General features: G+C 43.7%; 22 protein-coding genes. 8 read left to right on the forward strand and 14 right to left on the reverse strand.

The genetic code is table 11. From position 1 onward, the window contains the following. Positions 1–38: 38 nt before the first annotated feature. The 5 genes from P4S58_RS16585 to cspE all read right to left on the reverse strand — a co-directional run bounded on the left by P4S58_RS16585 (position 39) and on the right by cspE (position 4611). Positions 39–1364 carry an MATE family efflux transporter gene (locus P4S58_RS16585; RefSeq protein WP_337164770.1) on the reverse strand — a complete coding sequence of 442 codons (1326 nt, stop codon included), beginning with the start codon at positions 1362–1364 and terminating at the stop codon, positions 39–41. Between the two features lie 148 nt (positions 1365–1512). Continuing rightward, complete coding sequence (locus P4S58_RS16590) at positions 1513–3069, reverse strand: methyl-accepting chemotaxis protein (RefSeq protein ID WP_042481182.1); 1557 nt, start codon at positions 3067–3069, stop codon at positions 1513–1515. 244 nt (positions 3070–3313) lie between these two features. After that, positions 3314–3697, reverse strand: coding sequence for a GFA family protein (locus P4S58_RS16595; RefSeq protein WP_042481179.1), 384 nt, complete (start codon positions 3695–3697; stop codon positions 3314–3316). A 9-nt stretch (positions 3698–3706) separates the two neighbouring features. Further along, complete coding sequence (trmY, locus tag P4S58_RS16600; RefSeq protein ID WP_102941893.1) at positions 3707–4303, reverse strand: tRNA (pseudouridine(54)-N(1))-methyltransferase TrmY; 597 nt, start codon at positions 4301–4303, stop codon at positions 3707–3709. Positions 4304–4401: 98 nt separating this feature from the next. Continuing rightward, positions 4402–4611, reverse strand: a complete 210-nt coding sequence (gene cspE / locus P4S58_RS16605; RefSeq protein WP_042481174.1) for a transcription antiterminator/RNA stability regulator CspE — start codon at positions 4609–4611, stop codon at positions 4402–4404. 426 nt (positions 4612–5037) lie between these two features. Between cspE and P4S58_RS16610 the strand changes: the two genes are divergently transcribed. Continuing rightward, positions 5038–5457 (forward strand): PaaI family thioesterase, encoded by a 420-nt coding sequence (locus tag P4S58_RS16610; protein WP_102953584.1) that lies wholly within the window; start codon positions 5038–5040, stop codon positions 5455–5457. 97 nt (positions 5458–5554) lie between these two features. Here P4S58_RS16610 and P4S58_RS16615 read toward each other — a convergent pair whose 3' ends face one another. The 4 genes from P4S58_RS16615 to P4S58_RS16630 all read right to left on the reverse strand — a co-directional run bounded on the left by P4S58_RS16615 (position 5555) and on the right by P4S58_RS16630 (position 11337). After that, positions 5555–8386: an FAD-binding and (Fe-S)-binding domain-containing protein gene (locus tag P4S58_RS16615; RefSeq protein ID WP_337164774.1), complete on the reverse strand. Its 2832-nt coding sequence runs from the start codon at positions 8384–8386 to the stop codon at positions 5555–5557. A gap of 76 nt (positions 8387–8462) precedes the next feature. Beyond that, entirely contained in the window at positions 8463–9122 is a 660-nt protein-coding gene (locus tag P4S58_RS16620; protein ID WP_337164776.1) for a LutC/YkgG family protein, read from the reverse strand. Next, positions 9119–10582 carry a LutB/LldF family L-lactate oxidation iron-sulfur protein gene (locus P4S58_RS16625; protein WP_337164778.1) on the reverse strand — a complete coding sequence of 488 codons (1464 nt, stop codon included), beginning with the start codon at positions 10580–10582 and terminating at the stop codon, positions 9119–9121. The genes P4S58_RS16620 and P4S58_RS16625 overlap by 4 nt, the downstream gene beginning before the upstream one ends. Continuing rightward, positions 10579–11337 (reverse strand): (Fe-S)-binding protein, encoded by a 759-nt coding sequence (locus tag P4S58_RS16630; protein ID WP_337164779.1) that lies wholly within the window; start codon positions 11335–11337, stop codon positions 10579–10581. The genes P4S58_RS16625 and P4S58_RS16630 overlap by 4 nt, the downstream gene beginning before the upstream one ends. A gap of 120 nt (positions 11338–11457) precedes the next feature. Between P4S58_RS16630 and P4S58_RS16635 the strand changes: the two genes are divergently transcribed. After that, a complete protein-coding gene (locus P4S58_RS16635; RefSeq protein ID WP_042481155.1) occupies positions 11458–12357 on the forward strand; it encodes a LysR family transcriptional regulator in 900 nt (299 codons plus the stop codon). A gap of 10 nt (positions 12358–12367) precedes the next feature. Here the strand turns inward: P4S58_RS16635 and P4S58_RS16640 are convergent, their stop codons facing one another. Then, the gene (locus tag P4S58_RS16640) at positions 12368–12862 is read right to left on the reverse strand and encodes a hypothetical protein (protein ID WP_337165812.1); all 495 of its coding nucleotides are present in this window, start codon (positions 12860–12862) and stop codon (positions 12368–12370) included. A gap of 201 nt (positions 12863–13063) precedes the next feature. On the opposite strand from P4S58_RS16640, the gene P4S58_RS16645 reads away from it, so the two are divergent. Next, positions 13064–15424: a Lon protease family protein gene (locus P4S58_RS16645; protein WP_042481149.1), complete on the forward strand. Its 2361-nt coding sequence runs from the start codon at positions 13064–13066 to the stop codon at positions 15422–15424. A 62-nt stretch (positions 15425–15486) separates the two neighbouring features. Here the strand turns inward: P4S58_RS16645 and P4S58_RS16650 are convergent, their stop codons facing one another. Further along, positions 15487–16143: a DsbA family oxidoreductase gene (locus tag P4S58_RS16650; RefSeq protein WP_042481146.1), complete on the reverse strand. Its 657-nt coding sequence runs from the start codon at positions 16141–16143 to the stop codon at positions 15487–15489. 312 nt (positions 16144–16455) lie between these two features. Here P4S58_RS16650 and P4S58_RS16655 point away from each other — a divergent pair, with 312 nt between their 5' ends. The 4 genes from P4S58_RS16655 (at position 16456) to P4S58_RS16670 (ending at position 21801) form a co-directional block, all read left to right on the forward strand. Next, positions 16456–17808 carry an alpha-amylase family protein gene (locus P4S58_RS16655; protein ID WP_337164783.1) on the forward strand — a complete coding sequence of 451 codons (1353 nt, stop codon included), beginning with the start codon at positions 16456–16458 and terminating at the stop codon, positions 17806–17808. 284 nt (positions 17809–18092) lie between these two features. Further along, positions 18093–19046, forward strand: coding sequence for a DUF4382 domain-containing protein (locus P4S58_RS16660; protein WP_112403492.1), 954 nt, complete (start codon positions 18093–18095; stop codon positions 19044–19046). 509 nt (positions 19047–19555) lie between these two features. After that, on the forward strand, positions 19556–20788 hold the full coding sequence (pepT, locus tag P4S58_RS16665; RefSeq protein ID WP_337164784.1) for a peptidase T: 1233 nt from the start codon (positions 19556–19558) through the stop codon (positions 20786–20788). A gap of 149 nt (positions 20789–20937) precedes the next feature. Next, positions 20938–21801, forward strand: a complete 864-nt coding sequence (locus P4S58_RS16670) for a mechanosensitive ion channel family protein (protein WP_042481135.1) — start codon at positions 20938–20940, stop codon at positions 21799–21801. A gap of 61 nt (positions 21802–21862) precedes the next feature. Here P4S58_RS16670 and P4S58_RS16675 read toward each other — a convergent pair whose 3' ends face one another. Both P4S58_RS16675 and P4S58_RS16680 read right to left on the reverse strand, forming a co-directional pair. Then, on the reverse strand, positions 21863–22405 hold the full coding sequence (locus P4S58_RS16675) for a YaeQ family protein (RefSeq protein WP_102965820.1): 543 nt from the start codon (positions 22403–22405) through the stop codon (positions 21863–21865). Between the two features lie 71 nt (positions 22406–22476). Further along, positions 22477–22686, reverse strand: a complete 210-nt coding sequence (locus P4S58_RS16680; protein WP_042481129.1) for a cold-shock protein — start codon at positions 22684–22686, stop codon at positions 22477–22479. Positions 22687–23044: 358 nt separating this feature from the next. Here P4S58_RS16680 and P4S58_RS16685 point away from each other — a divergent pair, with 358 nt between their 5' ends. After that, on the forward strand, positions 23045–23248 hold the full coding sequence (locus P4S58_RS16685) for an alternative ribosome-rescue factor A (protein WP_102986475.1): 204 nt from the start codon (positions 23045–23047) through the stop codon (positions 23246–23248). Positions 23249–23303: 55 nt separating this feature from the next. Here the strand turns inward: P4S58_RS16685 and P4S58_RS16690 are convergent, their stop codons facing one another. Further along, a complete protein-coding gene (locus tag P4S58_RS16690; protein ID WP_042481583.1) occupies positions 23304–24467 on the reverse strand; it encodes a threonine/serine exporter family protein in 1164 nt (387 codons plus the stop codon). Positions 24468–24574: the final 107 nt, after the last annotated feature.

Raw genomic sequence — 24574 nt, forward strand, 5'->3', positions numbered from 1 at the left:
AGACGAAGAAAAGGCTCTCAATTGAGAGCCTTTTTTGATCAGGAGGTTTGAAGCGTATAGTTCTGTTCTATTTGCTTCAGAGTTCTTTGATATACCCACCAAGCGGTGCTGCCAGCCAATAAGTTACCGATAAAGGCACCGATAAACAGACCTTGTAATCCGCCGAACTCAGAACCTATCCACAAGCAAGGCAGGAAGAAGATAAATAGCCTTAATGCTGAAATCGTTAAAGCGATGTAAGACTTACCCAGAGCGTTAGACACTGACACCATCAGCATACAAATCCCTAACGAACCTAAGCTTAACGGCACAATCATTAAGTGCCAGTTCAAGATAGTTTCGACACTCGCTTCGCTGGTCATCAGCGATGCCAGAGGAGTGGATAGCACGATAGTAATCAGCGCAATAGCAAGTTGGGAAATCAAAATAAAGCGAATGGCGATATTCACCAGCTTTCTGATATCCGCGAGCTTTCCTGCGCCTAACATTCTACCGATCATAGGTGGCATTGACATAGTCAACGCCAACACCGCAACGATAGCAAAAAATTCAAAACGTGAACCCAGCGCCCACGCAGCAACCGCTGTCGCGCCAAAGCTTGCTAACAGTTTAGTTGCAAGCATAGAGGAAAGTGGTGGTAACAGTTGGCTCAGCATTGCTGGCCCCATGATATGCCCAATAGATTTCACGCTGGCGACAATATCCAGATCATGCCATTCGTAGCTCATCCAGTGCTTGTTATAAACTTTTGGTAAAACAACGGCCACACCGATGCCAAACGCCAGAATGGTTGCGATTGCCGCGCCATTAATGCCGAGATCGAACACAAAGATAAACAGTGGGTCCAACACAAGGTTTAATACGCTGGTCACCATCATCATGGTGCCCGGCAGCATAGTATTTCCGTTGGCACGACAGACACTGTAAAGAAAATACAGAACTGCGCCTGTCCACGCGCTGATAGCCCACCAAATCCAATAGACATCAATAATCGAATAGATGGTTTCAGGAGCATCAAGCAATGAAAGGATAGGGTATCGAAGTAAGTAAATGATTAAGCCGAAGATAGCGACGCAGCCGCTACCCATTGCCAACACTAAACCGCCTAGCTGTTTGGCGTATCGTGTCTTTTCAGCCCCTAAAGCCTTGGAGATTACAGCTGTTGTAGCAATGCCTAGGCCGACTTGAACGCCGATAATCACCATTTGCAAAGGCATAGTGAAACCTTGCGTAGCAAGCGGCAAAACACCAAGTTGACCGATAAATGCACTATCGACTAACTGAAAGCTCATTAGTGACAGGACGCCAAAAAGCATCGGCCAAGTCATTTGAAATAGCTGATTAGATAATGATGGAGGATTCATTAGTGAATTATGATCTTCGTTGTTTTAAGAATGTTAATGACGTTCATTATGAGCCAATGTAGCCGCTATTGGTACCTTGGAAAGCCAACTAATAGGTCAGATAAAGAAAAAGCGCCTCAAATGAGACGCTTTGAAAAGAGTTCATGTCTTATAAACGGCGGAACTGTTTAACAAGTACACCTTGTGATGCAAGGTTAGAAACCAGTGCTTTACACTGCTCATGGGTGTCATTTGCTAACAATAAAGTAGCGGCTGAACCGTCGCTGATAGACTGCACACTTACGTTCATGCTTTCTGTTACGCGTGCCATTTCATCTACTGCTGTCGCTATATGTTCGTTTCTTTGAGCAATATCGGCCATCTGCGCCAGCAGAGCTTTAAGTTTGTCACCAGATTCATTTGCACTGTTCACACAACTTTGTGAAAGCGAGTTACCTTGACTGATCGCTTCCACTGCTTCGCGTGTGCTGCTCTGGATCGTTTGAACGATATTTTGTATTTCACTGCTGGATTCTGAACTGCGTTGCGCCAGTTTGCGGACTTCATCAGCAACTACGGCAAAGCCGCGACCTTGCTCTCCTGCTCGTGCTGCTTCAATTGCAGCGTTTAGCGCAAGAAGATTGGTCTGATCCGAAACACTCTGAATGACTTCTATAACCTGTCCGATGGTTGCACTTTGGGCAGAGAGTTTTTCGATAACAGTGGTAGCAGAATCTAGCTGTTTGGCTAACTGAATAATCGAACCCACAGTATCTTCGACAGAATCCATGCCTTCACTCGCAGCTGTCTGGGCGCTGTTTGCGGCTGCTGATGCGGCTTGCGCGTTATTTGCAATTTCGTTGGCTGTCGAGTTCATTTCGGTAATAGCGGTAGCCACTTGTTCAGTTTCGCGCGCTTGACCATCTAGGTTGTCAGCAGTGTGGTTGCAGTTTACGGATGATGCTTTTGCCGCTTCAACCAATTGCAAATTCGAGTCCTGAATTCGACCTACTACCGCGTTTAATTCAGATTGACGCATTTTCAGCGCAAGCTGAATTTCTGAAATGTCATCCACTCGCTTGTTGTAAACAAGTTCCATTAATGGGTTATCAAACACTTTACGCGCCGTTTCCGTTACTCTTTCTAAACGACGAGTTAAGCTGTAGCTGGTCACGATACTCAGTAGCAGCATCATTGGGACACCAGCACCAGTCAAGAAATGATCTACTGCGGCTGCAATGACTGCGGCGCCAAGAAATCCTACTGTCATACGCTGCCATAAGCGCGTTCTAGGTAACTTGAGCTGCCAGGGCGTTTTGTTAGCACGGATTTGCGAGTACACCTTTTCCGCATTCTCAACATGCTCGCGATTAGGTGACAGGCGGACGGATTGGTATTCAACAGTCTTACCATTTTCAATAATTGGAGAAGCAAAAGCATCAACCCAGTAGTGATCACCAGATTTAGTTCGGTTTTTAACCAATCCCATCCAAGATTGGCCGTTTTTTAAATGTGACCACATGTCCTGAAATGCCGCTTCTGGCATATCCGGATGGCGAACCAAGTTATGAGGTTGACCAACCATCTCTTCTAGGCTGTATCCGGCAACTTCACAAAACTCTTCGCTAGCATAAGTGATATGACTATTGGGTTGAGTAATAGAGAGTAGGTTGTAATGAGGAGGGTAAAGAACTTCTTTTTGTGTAACAGGTTGATTAATACGCATTGTGTTGAGCACCCTAAAAATAATTCAAAAATGTACACCTAGCGTTTGACGAGATTTGTAGTTAAAAGACGTCGCGTACTTATTATTGTTGTAGGGCTTATGATTATTATTTGCTCAATTTATACTCATGTCACATTAGGAATGCAATCACCAAATAGGATGTCGTGTTAAAACGGGATGTGCCTCACTAAATTTGTGCTACTGGTCTGACATCGAATGACATCAGACCGTCTGAAATACATTTTTAGTCAAGGTAGGTCCAGCTGTCAGCGCCATCAAAATGTCGAATTTTGATACTGTTTAGCAGAGCTGGCTTAAACATGCGGTAGTTAACAGCGAGCCGATCATTGTCAGATTTGCTCGCTGATGAATAATGAGTAATGCAACCACAGTTTTTGCAATGGTAGAAGAGAATCTCTTTATCTCCCCAACTGTAGCTTTCCACGCCGCTCTCTTTTACCGTGAGAGTGACTTGCGACTGTTTGAAATATCCCCAAATGGAAGCGTAACGTGAGCAAATGGAACAGTTACATTCTGTGGCTGTTTTTGAAGGGTAGGGAATGGTTAATGTGACATTCCCGCAGTGGCAACGGCCAGTAAGCATTTCTTCACTGTCAGAGTGCGTCATGGTTTACCTTTATTCACGCATATCCAGTTCGTTGTGAATAAGCGTAATACATTGGGAAGCAAATAGCATTTTTGGACCTAAGCTGAGTTTCTCAACGCCTAACCGTTTCAGTGAATTACCGGTTTTCTTTGGCATTGGAATATGATCAGTCAGAAGGAAGCAAGGGTTTGGACCAATGTCGATGGTACGAATGGATTCGCCTTTCTTATCCATCATATACATAGAGTGAGTATCAGCCAGCTTAGTGACCAAGGCTTCGAAACTGATTGTCTGCACCGTTAGACCAGGTTGCACTTCGCGAATTTGTTCTTTGGTCATTCCGAGAGATTTATCCAATGCTTTGACCAACAGAGCGATCAATGCCGCTTCGTGGAAACCGCCAACATCGCTGATGGTGTTCGCATCAATAGTGATGGTGCGCGAGTAGTCTTGGGTACTTTCCAGCACGAGGTGAATAACAGCATCTTCACGGTGCGACTGAGCGGTGAAAATCGCGTTCATAATACCGTGTGCAAGAATTTCCGCGTGGGCTTTGCCACCCACTTCAGCTTGCAGTTTTTGGCTATCGGTTGGGGCTGAACGTGCTCTAAGAACAAAAGTACGCATTGGGTTCCTCTAATGTGTAGCGAAATTAGGAGACAACAAAAACACAAAAGGCCGCATATAGCGACCTTTTCACGTCAATCCGAAGATTGTAAGCAAGCTTAGATAACAGTTACGTTAGCAGCTTGTGGGCCTTTTTGGCCGTTTTCAACAGTGAAAGAAACCTTTTGGCCTTCTTTCAGAGTTTTGAAACCTTCTGCAGTGATTGCACGGAAGTGTACGAATACGTCTGCGCCGCCGTTATCTTGAGCGATGAAACCAAAACCTTTAGTTTCGTTAAACCATTTAACGGTACCAGTAGTGTTAGACATGATGTCTCCAAATCTTAAAAAATTAATCTATTTAGCCAAAAGAAGGCGCTTATTACTTAGGTGACGTTTGAACAAAATGCTTCTACATATAACTGGCTAAACGCTAGTACCGGAAGGTTTCCTTCGCACAACCTATCGAGCGTGAATCGATTGGACGCGCGCATAATAACGCAAGTACCCGTAATAAACTAGCGAATATTTCAAATTAAGTGAAAGCACGCACACTCAAACGAAAACAAAGTAAGTTTAGACCATAATTATGTAACTTTTGTGGCTCTGTAAAGTTATTGGGTCACGTTTTAGCCGATTGATTGAAGCTGATGCCAAAAATTTTTGCAGTAAACAATGATTACCGAAAACTTCGATGCACATAAATAGCATATGCTACTTATCATTTACATTGTAAAAGGTTAGGAACGTATTGATATGAAGCATTTCCATAAATCACATGTCATGTGCGCGGTGTGTGGTAAAGAAGAAAACAACTACTACTCATTGGGTGCGGAATTCAAGGTGGAAGAGGACCATACCGTTCAGAGTGATTTTGCGGTGTTACCTCGGCATCAGGGTTACTTTGGTTTATTGCATGGAGGAATAGCGAGTTCGTTGCTTGATGCAGCAATGACGCACTGTTTGCTTAGCCAGCAAATCACCGCGTTAACTGCTCAGTTAGATGTGCGCTATCACAGCCCGATAAAAGTCGGTGATCAAGTCAAGGTTATTGGCGAGCTGTTGACGGTGAAGCGAGGTATCTATTTCTTAAAAGGGTATTTGAAAGTGGGGCAAGATACCCGTGTGTCTGCAAATGGAAAATTTATTGCTTCAAAGCTCGCGGAGCATCATTGAAAGAGAAGCTAACCAAATAAATGGTTAGCTTCTAAATAATTAGCCTCTAATAAAGAGTTAGCTTCGTTTCTATTCGTTAGGTTCTACACATTCGTTTCTATAAAATGGGCCTAGAGACCTCATCAACAAGATATAGAATCGACTGATAGGTGATTCCGCTGTGATGTGATAAGCCAATTTCACAGGTTCGGCTATTGCTGAATCCTCTTGTGCAATCTTCAGGAACTTGCTCTTTGAGTGGATGAACCGCTGCTGCATTGAGTTCGGGGGTGGTAAAACCTTTGTCTCCCGCCCAACCACAGCATTCAATATGTTCCGGTATTACAACGTTGCTTACACAGGCTTTGGCGAGATTCGCCATCTCATTAGTAAGCCCCATTCGTCGCGAACTACAAGTCACATGCAGCATCACGGTTTCTTGCTTAGGCGTGATGCTGAGGTGTTCCAGCAAGTATTGGCTTACAAACCCAGAAGGCTCGTAAATTTTTAGCGGTTTTGTGAATCTCTCAATACTGCGTTTAGCACATGGGCTAGTATCCATTAACACTGGGTAGCAACCAAACTGACTGGCTTTCCATAGTACTTCTTCCAGTTGATGAGCTTTATCATTGGCAATATCGCTCATACCTTTACTGTCGTAAGGCATCCCGCAGCACTGTTGATTAATATCTTCAGGGAGAATTACCTCGTATCCGGCTTTATTGAGAATGGAAAGAGTAACTTCCGTTAATGGGCGCTGATCTTTAGCATCGGTTTGTTGCCCCATGCTACGGCTGGCACATGATGGAAGATAAACCACTTTCTTGTCACGTTGCGGAAGGTCACTGGCCGCTTTCTCAAGCGGATATCGGTTTTCTTGCGGCATTTCTGCAAGCCAAACAGGCGTTTTCCCATGAGTCAGTTTTCGGGTACCTTCGACAATACGCTTGACCGATGTTTCACCAAGGATTCCAGAAGCGAGCTTATTCATTTTTAAAGCAGAGCGTGTTATCGCTGTTGTGGCGGAAAAATGATCTGCTGTCCAACGTGCTATTGGTGTGAACTTTTCGTATTTTGCACTGCGCAGTTTCTTCACAAGATCGCCAGTATTGATTCCAACGGGACATCGGTCGGCGCACAGTCCGGTCGCCGCACAAGTATCTAGACCTTGGTATTCGAACACTTTATTTAATTCTTCAGCTGATGCCTGTTCTCCGTTTTTGCGTCGACGTTGAAGCTCACGATAGAGAACGATACGTTGACGTGGTGACAACGTCAGCGTTCGAGATGGGCAAACAGGTTCGCAGAATCCACATTCAATACAGCGATCTACAAGTTCATCTGCCGCAGGCATCAGTTTCAAATTATCTAAGTGTGCTTTGGGGTTGCTGTTGATGATTACCCCAGGATTCAACAAGCCGTTTGGATCAAATAAGGCTTTGATTTTTTGCATCAATGCATAGCCTTCTTTACCCCACTCTAGTTCAACATACGGAGCCATGTTTCGCCCCGTACCGTGTTCCGCTTTTAACGAACCTTGATATTTCACCGCAACCAAATCTGCGACGTCATCCATAAAGGCTCCGTATCGCTCGATTTCCTGTTGCTGTTCAAATCCCTGAGTAAAGACAAAATGCAGGTTGCCTTCCAGCGCATGGCCGAAAATGATCGCTTCTTGATAATGGTATTTATCAAAAAGCTTTTGCAGGTCGCGAATACCGTTGGCAAGATTTTCAATCGGGAAAGCGACGTCTTCGATAATAACGGTGGTTCCCACTTCTCTTACCGCTCCGACCGCAGGGAACATGCCTTTACGAATTCCCCAAAGAGTTGAAACAGTATTGGCGTCCGAAGTGAAAGGAACCGATTCGATGATATTGAAGTTTTTCAGTGACTCCATCACTTCACCGCATTGGTGCTGCAATGCTTTATGGTGACTTGCGTGAGATTCAATAAGCAAAGCCGCCGCTTCTAAATCGAGAGACTTGATGAAATCGGGCATACCCGCTTTGTCGGCGACAGAACGCATGGCTCTGCCATCCATCATTTCAACCGCAGCAACGGGTGATTGTTTTAACGTGGTTACGGCTTGGCTTGCTTGCTCGATATTTTCAAACACCAGCAATGCTGAGGCTTTATAGCTGTGTTCGACCACAGTGTTATAGGTAATTTCGGCGATAAAGCCGAGCGTCCCTTCAGATCCAATAAACAGGTGTTTCAGGATATCAATCGGATCATCGTAATCGACCAATGCATTGAGGGCGTAGCCAGTTGTGTTTTTTAAGCGATATTTGTGTTTGATTCGAGCGCTCAGTTCTTTGTTCGCTAGCGTCTCTTTTCTTAACGTTTCTAGTCCAGAAACAAGATCGCTTCTTTGTTGTTTAAAGGCTTCTACACTGTTTGAATCACTGGTGTCCAACACCAGACCATCTGCAAACACCACCTTCATATTATCGACAGTTTGATAAGAGTTTTGCGCAGTGCCGCAGCACATACCGCTGGCATTGTTTGCAGCAATACCGCCAATTTTGCAGGTGTTTATAGACGCTGGATCTGGGCCTATTTTGCGTTGGAAAGGAGCGAGATATTTGTTGGCATCGGCGCCAATCACTCCCGGTTGCAAACGGATTTTATCGCCTTGCTCTAAGATCTGATGTTTACGCCAGTCATCGGTTAAGGTAATCAGTACTGAGTCTGACACGGCTTGACCGGACAAGCTCGTACCTGCGGCTCGGAAGGTAAAAGGTAAAGCCAACTTCTCACAGCTCTTAATGGTGAACACCACCTCTTCAAGGCTATTAAGACGCAGCACTACCTGTGGAATAAGCCGATAAAAGCTGGCGTCTGTACCGTAAGCGAGTCTTTGGGCTTCCTGAGTGATAATGCGTTCTTCGTCAATTTCAGTTTTCAGAACATCTATCAGTTGTTGATAGCGAGTCTTGATTTCCATTTTAGTTATCTCGTTGCCATTTACGCGATGACTTACCGTTCATCTATTATTTATCTTTCATCTATTTATCTTTCGTCTATTTATCTTTAACAATGAGGACGATAAGTTCGCTTGGTCCATGTGCGCCATAAGCTAAGGTTTGTTGAATGTCAGCCGTTTTGGAAGGTCCCGATATCAAAAGTGCGTTGGTCGGCATGTTTGCTGACCAGTTTTGTTCAGTCATCACTTCGAGAAAGTGATTGTGTAACGTAGATGCGCGCATCACAGCAATATGGCAGGGCGGTACCAGTGATAATGTTCTTGGTTCATACACACTTGGCCATAAGACCAGAGCGCCAGTGTCAGCAATGCCTGCTAATACATGTGTGACCCCCACATCTACTTCATGGAACAGCGCACTTTTCCAATTTTCGATGCCATTCTGATATTCAATAATATCTAACGCTTTTAAGCCTTGTCTGAAGTCGTTAATCCATTCCCCCTCAGTGCCAATGGCGGCTCGGTGCCATCCTTTTTCTAAGCTGAGCGTCTCTAGAATCGCACCAATTTCTGAACTCTCTAGTTGAATAACCTGAGCATGGCTTGCGGTGAGCGCTTGGCAAAATCGCGCCATTTTTTCCTGCTCAGTTTTACTCTTATCGAATCCCCACGGTTCGAAAGCAATTTCTGTGCTTTGGACTGGTATAGCGTTGGCGTTTTTGAGTCTTTTTAAGATGCTATCGCGTGCCGTACTCATGATTTGTCCTCACTACTTTTGTTACCTGAGTGGTCGTCTGCCATGGTTTGCTTTTCTTTGAGCAACTGATGCAAGGTTTTACTCGCAGGTTTTGGTGCGGTTCGGCATTGTGTCCACGCGCCAAGCTTGTTTGGGATAAGCGCTTGCATCTTGGTGGTAAGCCCTGTTGCAGAGTGGTAAAAAGTAGGATGCGTTGCTGCAAAGGCAAAGCTTGTCATCGCCATGCTTTCTAGATTGCTGTGCGCGGCTTTCTGTCCTTCCATAACCGTGTTACCTGATTTCGCATCATGCTTTGCTTCTCTGCGCAGGCGTTGTAACAGTTCAGGAATTGGAATTCGTACTGGGCAAACTTCACCGCACGCGCCGCATAAGCTTGATGCGGTAACCAAATCTTTTGTCGCGTCTAAACCCAATAAATGAGGTGAAATGATTTTGCCAATCGGCCCCGGATAAACGGTTCCATAAGCGTGCCCGCCAATTTTGGTGTAAACCGGACAGTGGTTCATACAAGCGCCGCAGCGGATGCATTGGAGTGTTTTACGCATTTCCTCGTCTTGATAAGCTTGACTGCGACCATTATCAAGTAAGACCAAATGCACTTCTCGCGGACCGTCTTTCTCGCCTTTTTTGCGCGGCGAAGTGATCATATTGAAATAGGTGGTGATAGCCTGACCCGTTGCTGAGCGAGTTAAAGCACTGTAAAGCGGCGGAACATCGGCAAGGTATTCAACCACCTTTTCTATGCCTGTGATGGCAATATGAACCTTAGGAATCGTGGTCGACATCCGGCCATTTCCTTCGTTTTCAACCAAGCAAAGAGTGCCAGTTTCAGCAACGGCGAAATTAACCCCTGACAGACCAATATCAGCATCGTGAAATTTCTGACGAAGACGGGTGCGCCCCGTTTGAATCAGTTCATCAACATCGAGAGTTGGCGTAAAACCATCAAGATTTTTCTCGAAGGTATCACTCACTTCCTGTTTATTCTTATGAATCGCCGGCATGATGATGTGAGAAGGTTTATCTCCATCAAGCTGGACAATGTATTCCCCCATATCACTTTCTAAACATTCAATACCGAGTTTTGCCATTTCATGGTTCATCTCGATTTCTTCGCTGACCATCGACTTACCTTTGATGATCATTCTCGCCTGATGGCGCTGTGCTATTTCGGCGATAATGCCATTGGCTTGCTCTGGGTTTTCTGCCCAATGGACATAAATACCGTTTTCGGAACATTTCTGTTCAAGTTGTTCCAGTAATGTTGGCAACTTACTCAGGCAGCGTTGTCGGATAGATTCCGCCAAATCGCGAATCGCTTTCTCTTCTTTTGCATCTGAAAATGCCGTTTTACGCTTATCTCTCAGGTAGTCCATGGCCCCACGAAAATTAGCGCGTAGTTGAGGATCTTCTAACGCGATTTTTGCCTGAAGATGAAACTGTTGAGGAGTCTGACTCATGATTGGGCTCCTTTGGTGCGCTCTAATAAGAAACTTGCTAGGTGGCGGCCTTGTAGTGCTTTGCCTTGGTATTGCAAAGCGCCATTGATATTGAGTAAACATCCCCAATCGGCACTGACTAACGTCTCCGCATTGGTTTGAGTAATGTGATGGGTTTTATCTTCAACCATGGCTTGAGAAATATTGGGGTGACGAACTGAAAAGGTGCCGCCGAATCCACAACATTCACTCTCATAGTCCTGCATGCGAAGCTCTACACTTTCAAGCTGATTCAGTAGTTCTGTGGCCGTTACATGGACATTCATTTCCCGACGAGCGGCACAGGAGGTATGCATGACCACGGAAGTGGGTTCGCCAGTATCCGTCAGCTTAACACGGCAGACATTGACTAAGAATTCAGTCAGTTCGAACACTCTGTCACAGAATTCGTTAACCTGATCTTGCTGGGAATCCTCTTTGAATAAGCGTCGGTAATGATGATGCATCATGCCGCCACACGAACCCGATAACACAATCACTGGATAAGGTTTAGGAAACAGCGCGATTTGGCTTAATGCCACTTTCTTGGCTTGGTCGTCATAGCCTGAGGTGTAAGCGGGCTGTCCACAACAGGTTTGTTTTTCAACGAAGATAACTTCAAGCCCTTGCTGTTCAAGAAGGGTCATCGCATCAAGCCCTGCTTGAGGGTCAAACAGATCCACCAGACACGTGGCGTAGAAATACACTTTTTGTGGTTTTGCAGGGTAGATACGCATTGCTTCTCCTAACGGGAGTTATTGTAATTATCGTGTTAAGTAAATGTGAATCTAGCGCTTTCCTTTTTCTTAATATAGGGAAATAATGAAATTCATTATTTCCAAAAGTGACATAATTTGATGCGTGCAGACGATTTAATCTTGTTTTCCCAAGTGGTTGAATTTGGCAGTTTTAGTAAAGTGGCTGAACAAAATAACCTGACAAATTCAGTAGTTAGCAAAAGAATTGCGCGTTTGGAAGAAGAGCTGAGTGTGCAGTTATTATATCGAACAACGCGTAAATTAACTTTGACTGAAGCGGGCAAGGCTTTGATGTCGAGTGCGAAAAATGTGAAGCAAGCCACTCAGGAAGCGATGGATGCCGTTGCAGGATTTGGCGAGAACATCAGTGGACATATTAAGATGTCTGTACCTTCTATTTCTGGCGATCTGATTCTCGCCGATGCTGTGGCGGAATTCTGCAATATGCATCCGGGATTAACAGTGGATATGTCACTCGACAATCGCTTTGTGGACTTGGTGGAAGGGGGCTATGACTTGGTTATCCGTACCGGTTATCTGGACGATTCCAGTTTGATTGCGCGTCATATATTGGATTCGCAATGGGTAGTGTGTGCTTCCCCTTCGTACATCGCACGCAACGGTAAACCACTTAAACCAGAAGATTTGGTCAACCATAATTGCCTGCAATACGCGTATCAAACCACTGGGGCGAGTGACTGGGAGTTTAAGGGCAGCAAAGGTAACTATATCGTTAAAGTCTCAGGCACTTTTTCAACAGATAATGCGACCGCACTGCGCAAAGCTGCGCTTGGAGGCCACGGTATTGCTTATGTGCCGAGATGCTTGGTCTACCATGATTTTCGAAATGGTGAATTGGTGGATATTTTCCCAGAGCAGGTGGGTAAGAAGCTTGGAATTTACGCGGTCTACCCGTTTACACGTCAGCCACCGAACAAAGTCCGTTTGCTGATAGAACATATCCGTACTCGTTACTTAGCTATCTCTCATTACTTCTAATCAACTCAGTTTAGTTAAGTGTCGGTGTTTCTAAACATAGGCCGTAGGAGAGCTTTAGCTGAGTAAAGTACTGGTGAGCTTTTTCAATATCTTGATATTCCAATTGCCAGTTTGCGTCTCTTTGTGCGAGACAAAAAGCACTTAAATGCATCAATAAGTTGGTGCTGTGTTTGTCTAGAACAGAGGCGACTGCCGAAATCAGCTTGCTTCTTTCAATCGACATAAACTGAAGTAATCCATAAGCCTGATTGAGTGCGTCAAAAGCCCGTTTCTGTTGACCCATATTATTTAGAATCTCAGCCTGATGGATAGCTGCATCGTGTAATCCTGAAATCAGACAAAGAAGCTGGCACGGCTTGGCAGCAGGATCTCGTGCTGTGTTCTCAAGATGATTGGGAAGGTTATGCAGGACATCTTCAAGCAAATAGTGGGCTTGAGGCCAATGACCAGCTTTTAAAAGTTCTTCTGCTTTTGCGTAGTGTGCCCAGCACTGTTTTAAGTTCATCACTTGTTCTCATTCGCTCGTTTGTACTTATTTAAATGCAATAAAATCTCAAATGCAAATGATTATCAATGATAAGAATTGGTAATTTTGCTTAATATTTGTCCGCTTGCATGTTAAGACGGGCGAAATCACTAAAAAGTCAAAGCTTTACGGCTAAACTTGATATACAAAAGAAGAATATAAAATTAAAGGAGTGGAGCTATGGCTATTCAACAACTGAACGCAGAACAGCTTTACCACGTAGCAAAGCTAGAACAATTGCCTTGCAAATCCACCAAAGAACTTCCCCCACTTGACGAAATCGTTGGTCAAGAGCGTGCGCAAAAAGCGGTAGAGTTTGCCATGTCGATCAAAGAGAAGGGCTACAACATCTACGCGATTGGCCGAAATGGTTTAGGCAAACGTACTATGATCATGCGTTATCTTAGTCGCCATAAATATGAGACAGATAACCTGTATGACTGGTGTTATGTCGCAAACTTCGATGATATCCGTACTCCACGAGTATTAAAGCTACCACGTGGTGTAGGCAGCGCGTTTCGCCAAGACATTGAAAAGCTAATGACCAAGCTAATGAACGGTATGCCATTAGCTTTTGATAATGAGCTATACATTGGTCGTGCTGAAAAGCTGAAAAATCAGCTCGATCAAAAGCAGCAAAGCGAACTGGAAAACATCACTAAAGATGCCAAAGAAAAAGGCATCAGCTTAACCATTACCAACCAAGGTGAATACCAGTTTGTTGCTTTGAATGGTGAAGAGCTGCACACCGAAGAATCTTTCGATGCGCTAACCAAAAAAGAGCAAGAACATTTCAGCCAGACGATTGATGAACTCGAAGTTGCGTTACGTAATATGGTACGTCACTTAACTGAGTGGGAAGAGTCGTACACGGAAAAAATTAAAAAGCTTAATGATGACGTGACGCTTGATGTCGTTGCTCATTTCATTAAGCAGTTAAAACAAGATTATTCGCAGTATGCGGAGATCAAAAGCTACCTGACAGACCTGCAAAAAGACATTCTGGAAAACGTAGATATCTTTTTGGAAGGCGCAGGAGAGCAGGGTGATATTGCAACGGCAGCGTTAGATAAGAAACTGCCACGTCGCTATAAAGTGAACGTGCTGGTGAGCCGTTGTTCTGACGATTTCCCTATTGTGGTTGAGGAAAACCCGAACTATCACTCTCTGTTTGGTTATGTGGAAACCGCAACTTATAAAGGCACAGTGTTTACCGATTTCTCATTGATTCGAGCAGGTAGTTTGCATAAGGCAAACGGTGGCGTATTGATGATGGATGCGGTGAAGGTATTGGAACAACCCTACGTTTGGGATGGTCTGAAACGTGCACTGCGCTCGCGTCAAATCAGTTTCACTTCGTTGGAAAAAGAAGTGACGCTAACGGGTACCGTCTCTCTGGATCCTGAGCCTATTCCTCTGGATGTCAAAATCATTCTGTTTGGTGATTACCGCACTTATGAATTACTTGCTCACTATGATCCCGAGTTTAGCGAGTTGTTCCGTGTTACGGCTGATTTTGAAGATGAGATGAAGCGTACTGATGATACAGAGCTGCACTATGCGCGTTTCATTTCCAGCATTGTTCACGACAGCAGCTTGTTACATTGTGACCGTAAGGCCATCGCGAGAATTATTGAACACAGTTCGAGAATGGCAGGCGATCAGTCAAAACTTTCTCTTCATTCGGCTCATATTGCTAACTTACTGCGTGAATCAAACTACGTTGCGAAGCAGGCGAACTCGAACATGATTCGCCAAAGTCATGTAGAAGAGGCTCTGAGTAATCAGCAAATGCGCGTCAATCGTTTGCAAGAGAGTGTGATGGAAACTTTCTCCAACGGCACAACGCTTATTCAGACCGAAGGCTCAGCGGTGGGGCAGGTGAATGCTTTATCTGTTCTGGCTACCAAAGATCATATGTTTGGCGCGCCAAACCGTATCACAGCGACAACGTCTTACGGTGAGGGTGACATCATTGATATTGAACGCAGTGTCGATTTAGGGGGAAGTATTCACTCGAAAGGGGTGATGATTCTTTCTGCTTATCTCAATTCGGTGTTTGGACGTACGGCGCGTGTACCGCTAACCACCACCATCACGTTTGAGCAGTCTTACGGCGGTGTTGATGGTGACAGTGCAAGTATGGCGGAGTTCTGTGCGATCGTTTCAGCGTTTTCCAAGCAGCCAAATCGACAAGACATTGCGATTACTGGCTCTATGAACCAGTTTGGTGAATCACAACCTATCGGTGGAGTGAACGAGAAAATTGAGGGCTTCTTTGATGTGTGTTGCATCAAGGGGCGAAGTCATTCTCAAGGGGTGATTATTCCTCAGGCTAACAAGCACAACTTGATGTTAAGACCTGATATTGTCAGAGCCGTAGAAAAAGGCGAATTCAATATCTGGGCGATAAGCCACGTATCTGAAGCGATTGAAATTTTCACGGGTAAAAAAGTCGGTATTGCAACAGAAGATGGTAGCTACCCGGTGGACAGCATATACGGTTTGGCTCAGGCCAAATTGAATGCGTTAAGAAAGTAACTGCGTAAGTAGATGAAACAATACATAAAGGCCTTTTCTATATTTATTCCGAGTCATATTAATTAATGAATTGATGCCATGTTATTCGAGATGCTTTTTAATAGTTCAACCAGTCGCTCTGTGGATTGAGCGCCGGAGACGAGATGTTTCTGATCGATAATAATGGCGGGGACGGCATGGATACCAGCCTGAAGCCATTGTTGCTCAGTATTCGCGACTGCTTTCGCCCATGAATCATCATGTAATACTTCTAGGCATTCTGCTTCATTTAGCCCTGCATCAACGGCGATTTGTATTAACACATTCTCGTCATCAATTTTCTTTTCATGGCGGAAATACGCTTCGAACAATGCAAGCTCAAGCTCATTTTGTTTGTGATGTTGATTAGCCCACATTAATAGCTGATGGGCTTTTCGCGTGTTGTAGATTCGCATCTCTTCATAGAAATTGAAATGGAATCCCACTTCGGCGCCTAATTGAGTCAGAGTATTTCTGGCTTCAATGCTCGCTTCTTTAGTCGTGCCATATTTGCGAGCAAGATGATCGCGAAGGTTTTCTCCACCTTCAGGCATGGTTGGGTTGAGTTCGAACGGATGCCAGTGTATTTCTGCCTGAATCTCATTCGATACCAGTTTCAAAGCCGCTTGCAGGCGCTTATATCCAATAATGCACCAAGGGCAGACTACATCAGAGACGATATCGATTCTTAGGGACCGCATATAATCCTCCATAGTGAGCAAAATGATCACTTATTAATGACATCAAATCCTGATGTCTCGTAAATGAAAACAACGTTGCACAGCCTAGTTAAGTATAGGCGTCTATACTGTGATGAGGTTAAGGATAACCCAACCCAGCTTAAATATGTCAATCTACGCCTTCACTCTCCACCGTTATTTAAAATTAAGAGGTGGATTTCAAATAGGTTGAATATTTTATACTCGGTTATATATCAGGGCTGTTAGCCCTAGCAAGCCGCGCATTCATTTTTAGTTTTCATTCGGCTTGTAGAGTAACAAGGAGTATTTACAATGAGTCTTCATCAGCCAACTGACGTTATATTGCACGCATTTGACTGGCCTTATGCCCTCGTAGCTGAACGAGCTTCAGCAATATTCGAAGCAGGGTATAAAGCCGTATTGATTTCCCCTCCAATGAAATCCGCGAAAAGTGACCACGGTACTGAGTGGTGGCAACGCTACCAACCTCAAGATTACAGAGTCATCGATAATCAACTCGGTGATACCCAAGCATTTAAAGATATGACCAATGCCTTGAAAGCTTTTGGGGTACACGTCTACGCCGATGTGGTATTCAACCACATGGCTAATGAATCGAAAAAACGCCTAGATCTTCAGTACCCGAGTGAAGAGGATATGAAGAATTATCAAAAATCTTCTCGCTATTATCAAAAACAAGTGTTGTTTGGTGATTTGTCTGAACCTTTGTTCAAAGAAGAAGACTTTGTTGAAGCCTTTGGTATCAAAGATTGGAAGGACAAATGGCAAGTGCAAAATGGGCGTATTACTGGCGGTCCACATGATCAAGGGCTACCAACCCTAAGAGATTGTCCGCATGTGATAGAAATGCAGCAAACCTATCTTAAAGCACTGAAAACATTGGGTGTGAAAGGATTTAGAATTGATGCAGCAAAGCACATGTCTATTGAGCATCTGAAAAAAGTCTGGAGTGATGAGATCACCAGAGATGTGCATATTTTCGGTGAAATTATTACCGATGGCGGTGCAACCAAAGAAGAATATAAGTTGTTCTTAGAGCCGTATTTAGCCGAAACCCAACTCGGTGCTTACGATTTCCCTTTATTTCAGACCGTGTTCAACGCACTACAAAAATCGGGCAGTTTGAAAACACTCATAGATCCTTACTGTTTTGGTGAAGCGCTTTCTAAGGAACGAGCCATTACCTTTACTGTGACCCATGACATCCCGAACAATGATGTATTCAAGAACTTAGTAATGGATGAAGCTTTAGAAAGCTTGGCGTATAGCTATATTTTGGGGCGTGATGGCGGTGTGCCGTTGATTTACACCGATCTGGATACCAGCCGCATCAAAAACAAATCGGGTCAGCCTCGTTGGGTCAACGCATGGAACGATCCAAAAATCATCGCTCAAATTGAGTTCCACAACCGGATGCACGGGCTGCCTATGGTGATGATTGAAGCCAGTGATGACTTACTGGTGTTCAGTCGTGGCGAGAAAGGAATTGTTATTATCAATAAATCTGCAAGGCCACAGACAGTAGAGCTTAACTGGAATCACGCACTACGGGATTTGTTAAGCGAACAAGTGTTCTCCAGTACTGGTACGAAAGTTGTAGTCGAAGCGGCTCCTCTATCTAGCTATATGGTTTGCAAGCAGTAATCAAAAACTGACTACCCCTCCCAAAAATAAAGATAAAAAAATGCCGCATTCAGACTGGATGCGGCAAAACTATTTAAGCTAGCAGTAGTTTAATAGGGGGTAACTTACTTAACATGAAAAAGTACCCAGTCATCATGCATCCACTCAGTTAAATGTATGCTTGGTTTCTGCCAGCGTTATGTCAGGATTCATGCGGTTGAAATTTTTCTGACATTCAACATATTTTACTAATTTAGTCTTTCGTTTCTAAACCATAGTTCATAAGAATATATAAGGTAGTGGAAATGAAAGTCTTGCCAATATTGCTCTTAACGGCTCCTGCTCTGATACTCTCAGGTTGCGGAGGCGATGATTCGGGCTCAACACAAACGTCTAATGTTTCGTTTTCAGTTTCAGATGCTCCGGTAGATGAAGCCAGTTCTGTCACCATAGGCTTTACGCAAGTTGAATTGGTGAAAAGTGATGGTCAATCCATTTTCTTGGATGTCGAGCCTTCAACACCAAGTCATGATTATGAACAGATAGATCTGTTGGACTATCAGGGACAAGATTCTGCGTTAGTTATTACTCAAAAGCCGATTCCAGTAGGTACCTATAAGAATCTGATTCTTCATATCAGTAACGAATCGGGCGTTAACTTTGTGGTTGATGCGGATGGTACTCAAGATCTTAAGCAGCCGAGTAACAAATTGAAACTTGGTGGATTTGAGGTTACGGCAGATGAAACTCAAGCTTTTACCATCGAGTTTGATTTACGCCAATCGCTGGTTATGCGTGGCAATACCGGTTCGAACAAAGGCTACATTCTTAAGCCTCACGGCGTAACTATTCTAAATGACAAAGAAGCGGCAAACCTGACGGTTACGGTAAACTCTAGCTTGTACGCAAACATCGAAGGGTGTCCTACGACAGCGGATAATGCATTTGTTTACTTATATCAAGGTACTGAAGGAACCTTGGTTGATTTAGTTGACCCGACAGATGTCGACTACACAGAAGGCACTGCCTTACCTAGTGATGCACTCAAACCGTTTGCGACTGCGAACGTAAGTGATGTTGACGGCACATACAAGTTTGGCTATTTGCCAACAGGCGATTACACCGCCGCGTTTGTTTGCAATGGTAGTGCGGATGACCCGATTCAGTATGATCAACTGACTATTCCGCAGCCTTCTACTTTGGTTACAACGGTTTCTTTGTCTGCTGGAAGCAATTCGCTAGATATGAGCAGTAACTAAACTTTTATTGACTTACGGCGACCAAAAAATATCCCCAGTTGAGCATACTGGGGATTTTTATTTTTTGAGCCTTAATGTTTTTTAATGAAACCTCGTAAGAAGTTTGACGTTGTCAGCATTAAATATTTTCTAGGGGGGAAAATAAAGGAGACATGGATAAACTTAGCTGCACAAAACTTAAACAGCAAAGTTGTGAATGATTTTCTTTTAACCTTTTTAGTGGTTTGTGATGTTAATTCCAACTAGATGTAGTGAATGAAACAGAACATTTATTTATGACACGCCTATTATGGTCAACATCCTTTCCTCCGTACTCCATCAATTTCCCTGTCTGGGCTTATCTTCGCGCCTGTACCGCTTAAGTTACCAAAAACTGATTTACAGCAATTCTTACTTTCAAATAAGACGTACTATGGAATGCAATAAGCTGCGTATCACTTAATGCTGGGATACGCGTTGCAGCATAGAGCTTTCTGTTGCTGCCTAATGAATTCAAAGCGGAACTTGTTATGGAAAATCTTATTCAACGTTTTTTAAGTTATGTTACTTACGATACCCAATCAAAACCCAAGAACCATCACTGCCCAAGTTCTGCGGGGCAGAAAGTGTTTGCCCAAGCACTTTATGAAGAATTGCTTGAGCTAGGTTTAAGTGAGGTCTCCATCGACAACCATAGTTATGTGATGGCAAAGCTTAAATCAAACGTCGATTACCCAGTACCGGCTATTGGTTTTATTGCTCACATGGACACAGCGCCTGATGCATCGGGTAAACATGTGGTTCCACAGATTGTAGAAAACTACCAAGGTGGAGATATTGCTTTGGGCAAAGGCGATGAAGTCCTTTCTCCTATTCAGTATCCAGAACTGCATCAACTGCATGGTAAAAATCTGATCACTACCGATGGCAACACGCTTTTAGGTGCAGATAATAAGGCGGGTATTGCTGAAATTATAACGGCAGTCGAAATGCTGCTTGCTGATCCATCTATTCCCCATGGTGATATCTGTATTGCTTTTACGCCGGATGAAGAAATTGGTCGTGGTGCGAACCATTTTGATGTGGAAAAATTTGGTGCCCAGTGGGCCTATACCATTGATGGTGGTCCTGTCGGTGAGCTGGAATACGAGAACTTTCATGCAGCAACCGCAGAAGTGACATGTCATGGTGTGAGTGTCCACCCTGGGACTGCTAAAGGCAAAATGGTGAATGCCATGCATATTGCCTCACGCTTCGTAGTTATGATGCCAGAACAAGAAACCCCACAGAATACCGAAGGATATGAAGGTTTTTACCATCTGTCTTCGGCATCAATGGGTATCGCCAAATCTCAACTGAACTACATCCTTCGTGACTTTGAACGAGAGGGTTTAGCTGCTCGCAAAGCTTTCATGCAACAAAAAGTGGATGAACTGAACAAACAGCTATTAAAAGGCAGCGTTGAACTAGTGATTCATGACAGTTACGCCAACATGAAAGAGATGGTTGAACCACACCCGCATATTATCGAGTTGGCAAAAATCTCGATGGAACATTGCGGTGTTGAACCTCTGATTAAACCGATTCGCGGTGGTACAGATGGAGCCCGTCTTTCTTTTATGGGATTACCTTGCCCGAACATCTTCACGGGTGGTTATAACTTCCACGGCATCCATGAGTTTATAACTATTGAGGGGATGGAACAGGCGGTTAGTGTGATCGTGACCTTAGCTGAGAAAACTGCACAGCACTATAAACAATAAACTGCTTTATCAACAATTTCGGTCGGTTATACTTAGTTGAGCGTTGGCAATGATGTGTTTGCCAACGCTTTTTTTATATCAATACCGACAGAACTTAGTCGTCATAGGTATTTCAGTAAGTTGATCGGTTGTTTGCAGTAGGAAGAATTATGGAAAAATTTAATGCGGTGGTAGATTTTCTATTCGCGCACAAAATGTTGTTATCCACGCTAATTTTGGTTGTTGTATGGCTGGTGCGCCGAGTAGTTCTTTCATACATCCGTGGTGATGTTGCATTTATTACAGAGAAACAACGTAAATGGATGTCGCGTACAAAAAACGGCGCATTTACCATTATCGTGCTTCTGTTGTTCATGCTTTGGCAATCAGAGATCAGTGAGTTTGCACTCTCTGTAACGGCTATTGCTGTTGCTATCGTTGTCGCATCAAAAGAAATCATCCTGTGTTTTACAGGTTCGATTCAACGCGCGAGTTCTCGCTCATTCCGCATTGGAGATTGGATTGAAGTGGGTTCAATCAGTGGCGAAGTGATTGAACACAATATGATGGCAACGGTTATTCAAGAGATAGCGTTGCAAAAATCCCATTATCATTACACAGGTAAAACGGCGACGTTACCAAACAGTATGTTCTTTCTTTATCCGGTAAAGAACTTGAACTTTATGAAACGCTATGTGTTTCATGACATCACCATTGTGGTGCCAGAGTTCGTCAATCTTTTCCCTTTGATTCCGCAAATACATGAACGTATCGAGGTTCACTTTGCTCACTTTATGGATGTAGCAAGACGCTATAACGCTGTTATCGAGAAACATGCGGGCGTTGACTTGCCTGGTGCTGATCCGCATGTGGAAATCACCAGTACTGCGGCAGGTGAGCAAGTCGTACATATCAAAATTTTCTGCCCGACAGAACGTGCTACCTATTTGGAGCAGTTGATAAGAAAAGACTTTATGGAACTCTATGAGCAGAAATATCCAAGAGTACCTGTGGAAATGATGGCGCAAGCCTAAATCCATAAGCGCTTACTAAAAAGGTCTGTTTATACAGACCTTTTTCTATTTTAGGGCTGAATTACTCAGGAAGGTTTTGTAAAACTTCAAAGGCGATTTCATGACTTCCCATATCGCCTTCAACGAATAGAGATTGCCCTGTAATCATCACGGAAAGATCGACCGTTCTTGCTGGTGATGCAGAGATAAGATTGATGGCTTCTGGATCGAAGCGTACCACTTCAACAGGAAGGTAGCCGAATTTACCTTTGTGTTGATTCCACCAAATGTCAGAACGTACTTGATAAGTGTAAACTTTCACCACATCTGCAACGCGCGTGGCTTTTTTTACTCGGTCCACGTCTGGCTCGCCTAGCTCAATCCACACTTCTGAACGACCTTCTAGATTTTGTTGCCAGATATCAGGTTCAGCGGTTGTTGATATGCCCTTAGTGAACTGCAAATCAGGATGCGCATTTAAACAAAATGCCATGATTCTAGCCATCATGCGTTCATTGGTTTCGGAAGGGTGTAAAGCAACGGTTAAGTTCAGTGAGTCGTAGTAGTCACGATTTAAATCAGTTAAGGCAATTCGAAACTTATAGATAGTTGGTTTAAGGGCCATGAGGAGTTTTTCTCGTAAAAACTAAATAGCCAGCATTACGCTGGCTATTAAACAAGTATGTAGCAATAAAATTAGATAACTTTAATGCTTTCAGCTTGTGGGCCTTTTTGACCTTGAGTTACAACGAACTCAACTTTTTGGCCTTCAGCTAGAGTGCGGAAGCCTTCGCTTTGAATTGCACTGAAGTGAGCGAAAACGTCAGGACCGTTTTCTTGCTTGATGAAACCAAAACCTTTTGTTTCGTTGAACCATTTAACGGTACCAGTAACAGGTGTAGACATATTTCTTTTCCTAAAATTTTTACTTTAAAGCCGATTAGGGCGCTGATAGCGTGGAAAAATAGATTGCTATTGCGTACGACACGACGGGGGAGTTACAAGTAATCCAACGAAACAATGTGTATACAAAGAACTTCTTTCTAGCTAATGACGAGTCTAGGCAATTGAATTGACTTGTCAATCGGATCTTGAGGTCAGTCGAATCAGTGAAACAAGTTTCAACCAATTTTTTGCACTAAACACCATTTCTTAGCGATTTAAGTGAGGTTGAATAACTTTTTGATTGTTATCGATTCGGCGATTTTATTGACACTTTCAATATTGAGTGCAGAATACGCATAACTTTTAAAAGGAGAGTGAGATGAGTAAATCAATCAAAAAATCTCTACCAAACGAAGTTGTTGATACTGAATTTGGTCGAGGTGTTATTAAAGACAACGCATTAAAAGCGGTAGTAACCAGTCATTTATTTAGACAAAGAGTAGAGAAAGCGAAAAAAGGTAAAGGAAGTTTCAATCGCAAAATGAAACATAAGGGTAAAGAGCCCTATTCAAAAGCTGCTTAACTGCTGTTTTCGAATAGGGCTCTTTCATTAGTTACCAGAGTTATCTAAAGAGCGGTTATCTGTCTATTTGCGGTGAATAGATTGAGTAAGCGGTAATTTGCCCTGCAACAATCGCAGAGAACATAAACAGCGCCGACAAACCGATACTCGGGATTGGCAATATAGACTGCTCAAATACCGACTGACTGGCGCTGATCAACACGCGACTTCCCGGTACTAAAATAATGATACCTTGGACAATATATATCGAACCCGTTAGCTCCATTTTCTTTGCAAGCCACGTTCCATATAGCGTAATCAGAACAGTCGTTATCCAAGTGCCGACAACCCAACCAGCGTCAAAGCCCAGATAAAATGGCCCCCACATACCTAATACTGCAACGGGTAAACCAAGCAGGATATCTTTTGGTCTTGCATTGAAAATAACACCGATTGAAACAGAAAGAAGAAACAGGCCAAAGATGTGCAGCAACATCGGCACTTCGTTCTTGTAGGTTGCTGCAACTGCTTGCCCCCAAATGGCTTCACCAATGTTCAGGCCGATCACAATACCCACAAATAGCTTAATCAGAGTTAACGCACTCTGCCCGAGTAAACTGGTGCCGGAAACTAAGTCATTAAAGGCTAAACACTCAAGCGAGTTAGCAATAGACAAACCGGGCACAAATAAGATCACTGCAGCGACACATAACGCCCAGACAGGAATGGGCAAGCCAGTGCTAGCTAAAAACGCAACAAATATGCCTGTAAGCATTGAGGCAAGAAATTCTGCTGCAATCGCTCTTCTTGAATGACAGATCAGTTGGCTTAACCAAACCACAAGCCCTAAAACTACTGATATAGAGACAGCTTCGAGAGTACTACCCACCAGCATTAAATACGCTGGTGGAATGCCCATGTTAGCTAGAGCAATAATCCATTTTGAATAACCAACAGGCTCTGGCAGAGGTTCACTGCTTGGTTGGTTGATTCGAATGATGGTGTTTGCCAACAGGCTTAGGTTAATCGATGCGGGTTTATGACGCTTCATTACCACAGCGTTGTTGTCGTCAGGAAATTGGTAATTGATGGCCGTAGGTGTCGCTTGGATCATTACATCGACACCGTGCTTTTTTGCGTAATATTGGGTGTATTTTTCTACTTTGTACGGTGCACATCCACTACGGTGTAGCGTGTCGCCAATTTCTACAATTTTGTTAATTCTGTGTTGAGACAACATGGTTTTTGAAGGCTGAAATGAAATTGGCGTAAAGGTATCAGAGCGTTGTCTAATTGGCGAGAGGTTAGTGATTGTTACCAACAAAAAGATAGCGTTTTTTAATTTTA

Origin of the sequence: Vibrio sp. Hal054, assembly GCF_037162405.1 — a bacterium.
Classification (GTDB): domain Bacteria; phylum Pseudomonadota; class Gammaproteobacteria; order Enterobacterales; family Vibrionaceae; genus Vibrio; species Vibrio diazotrophicus.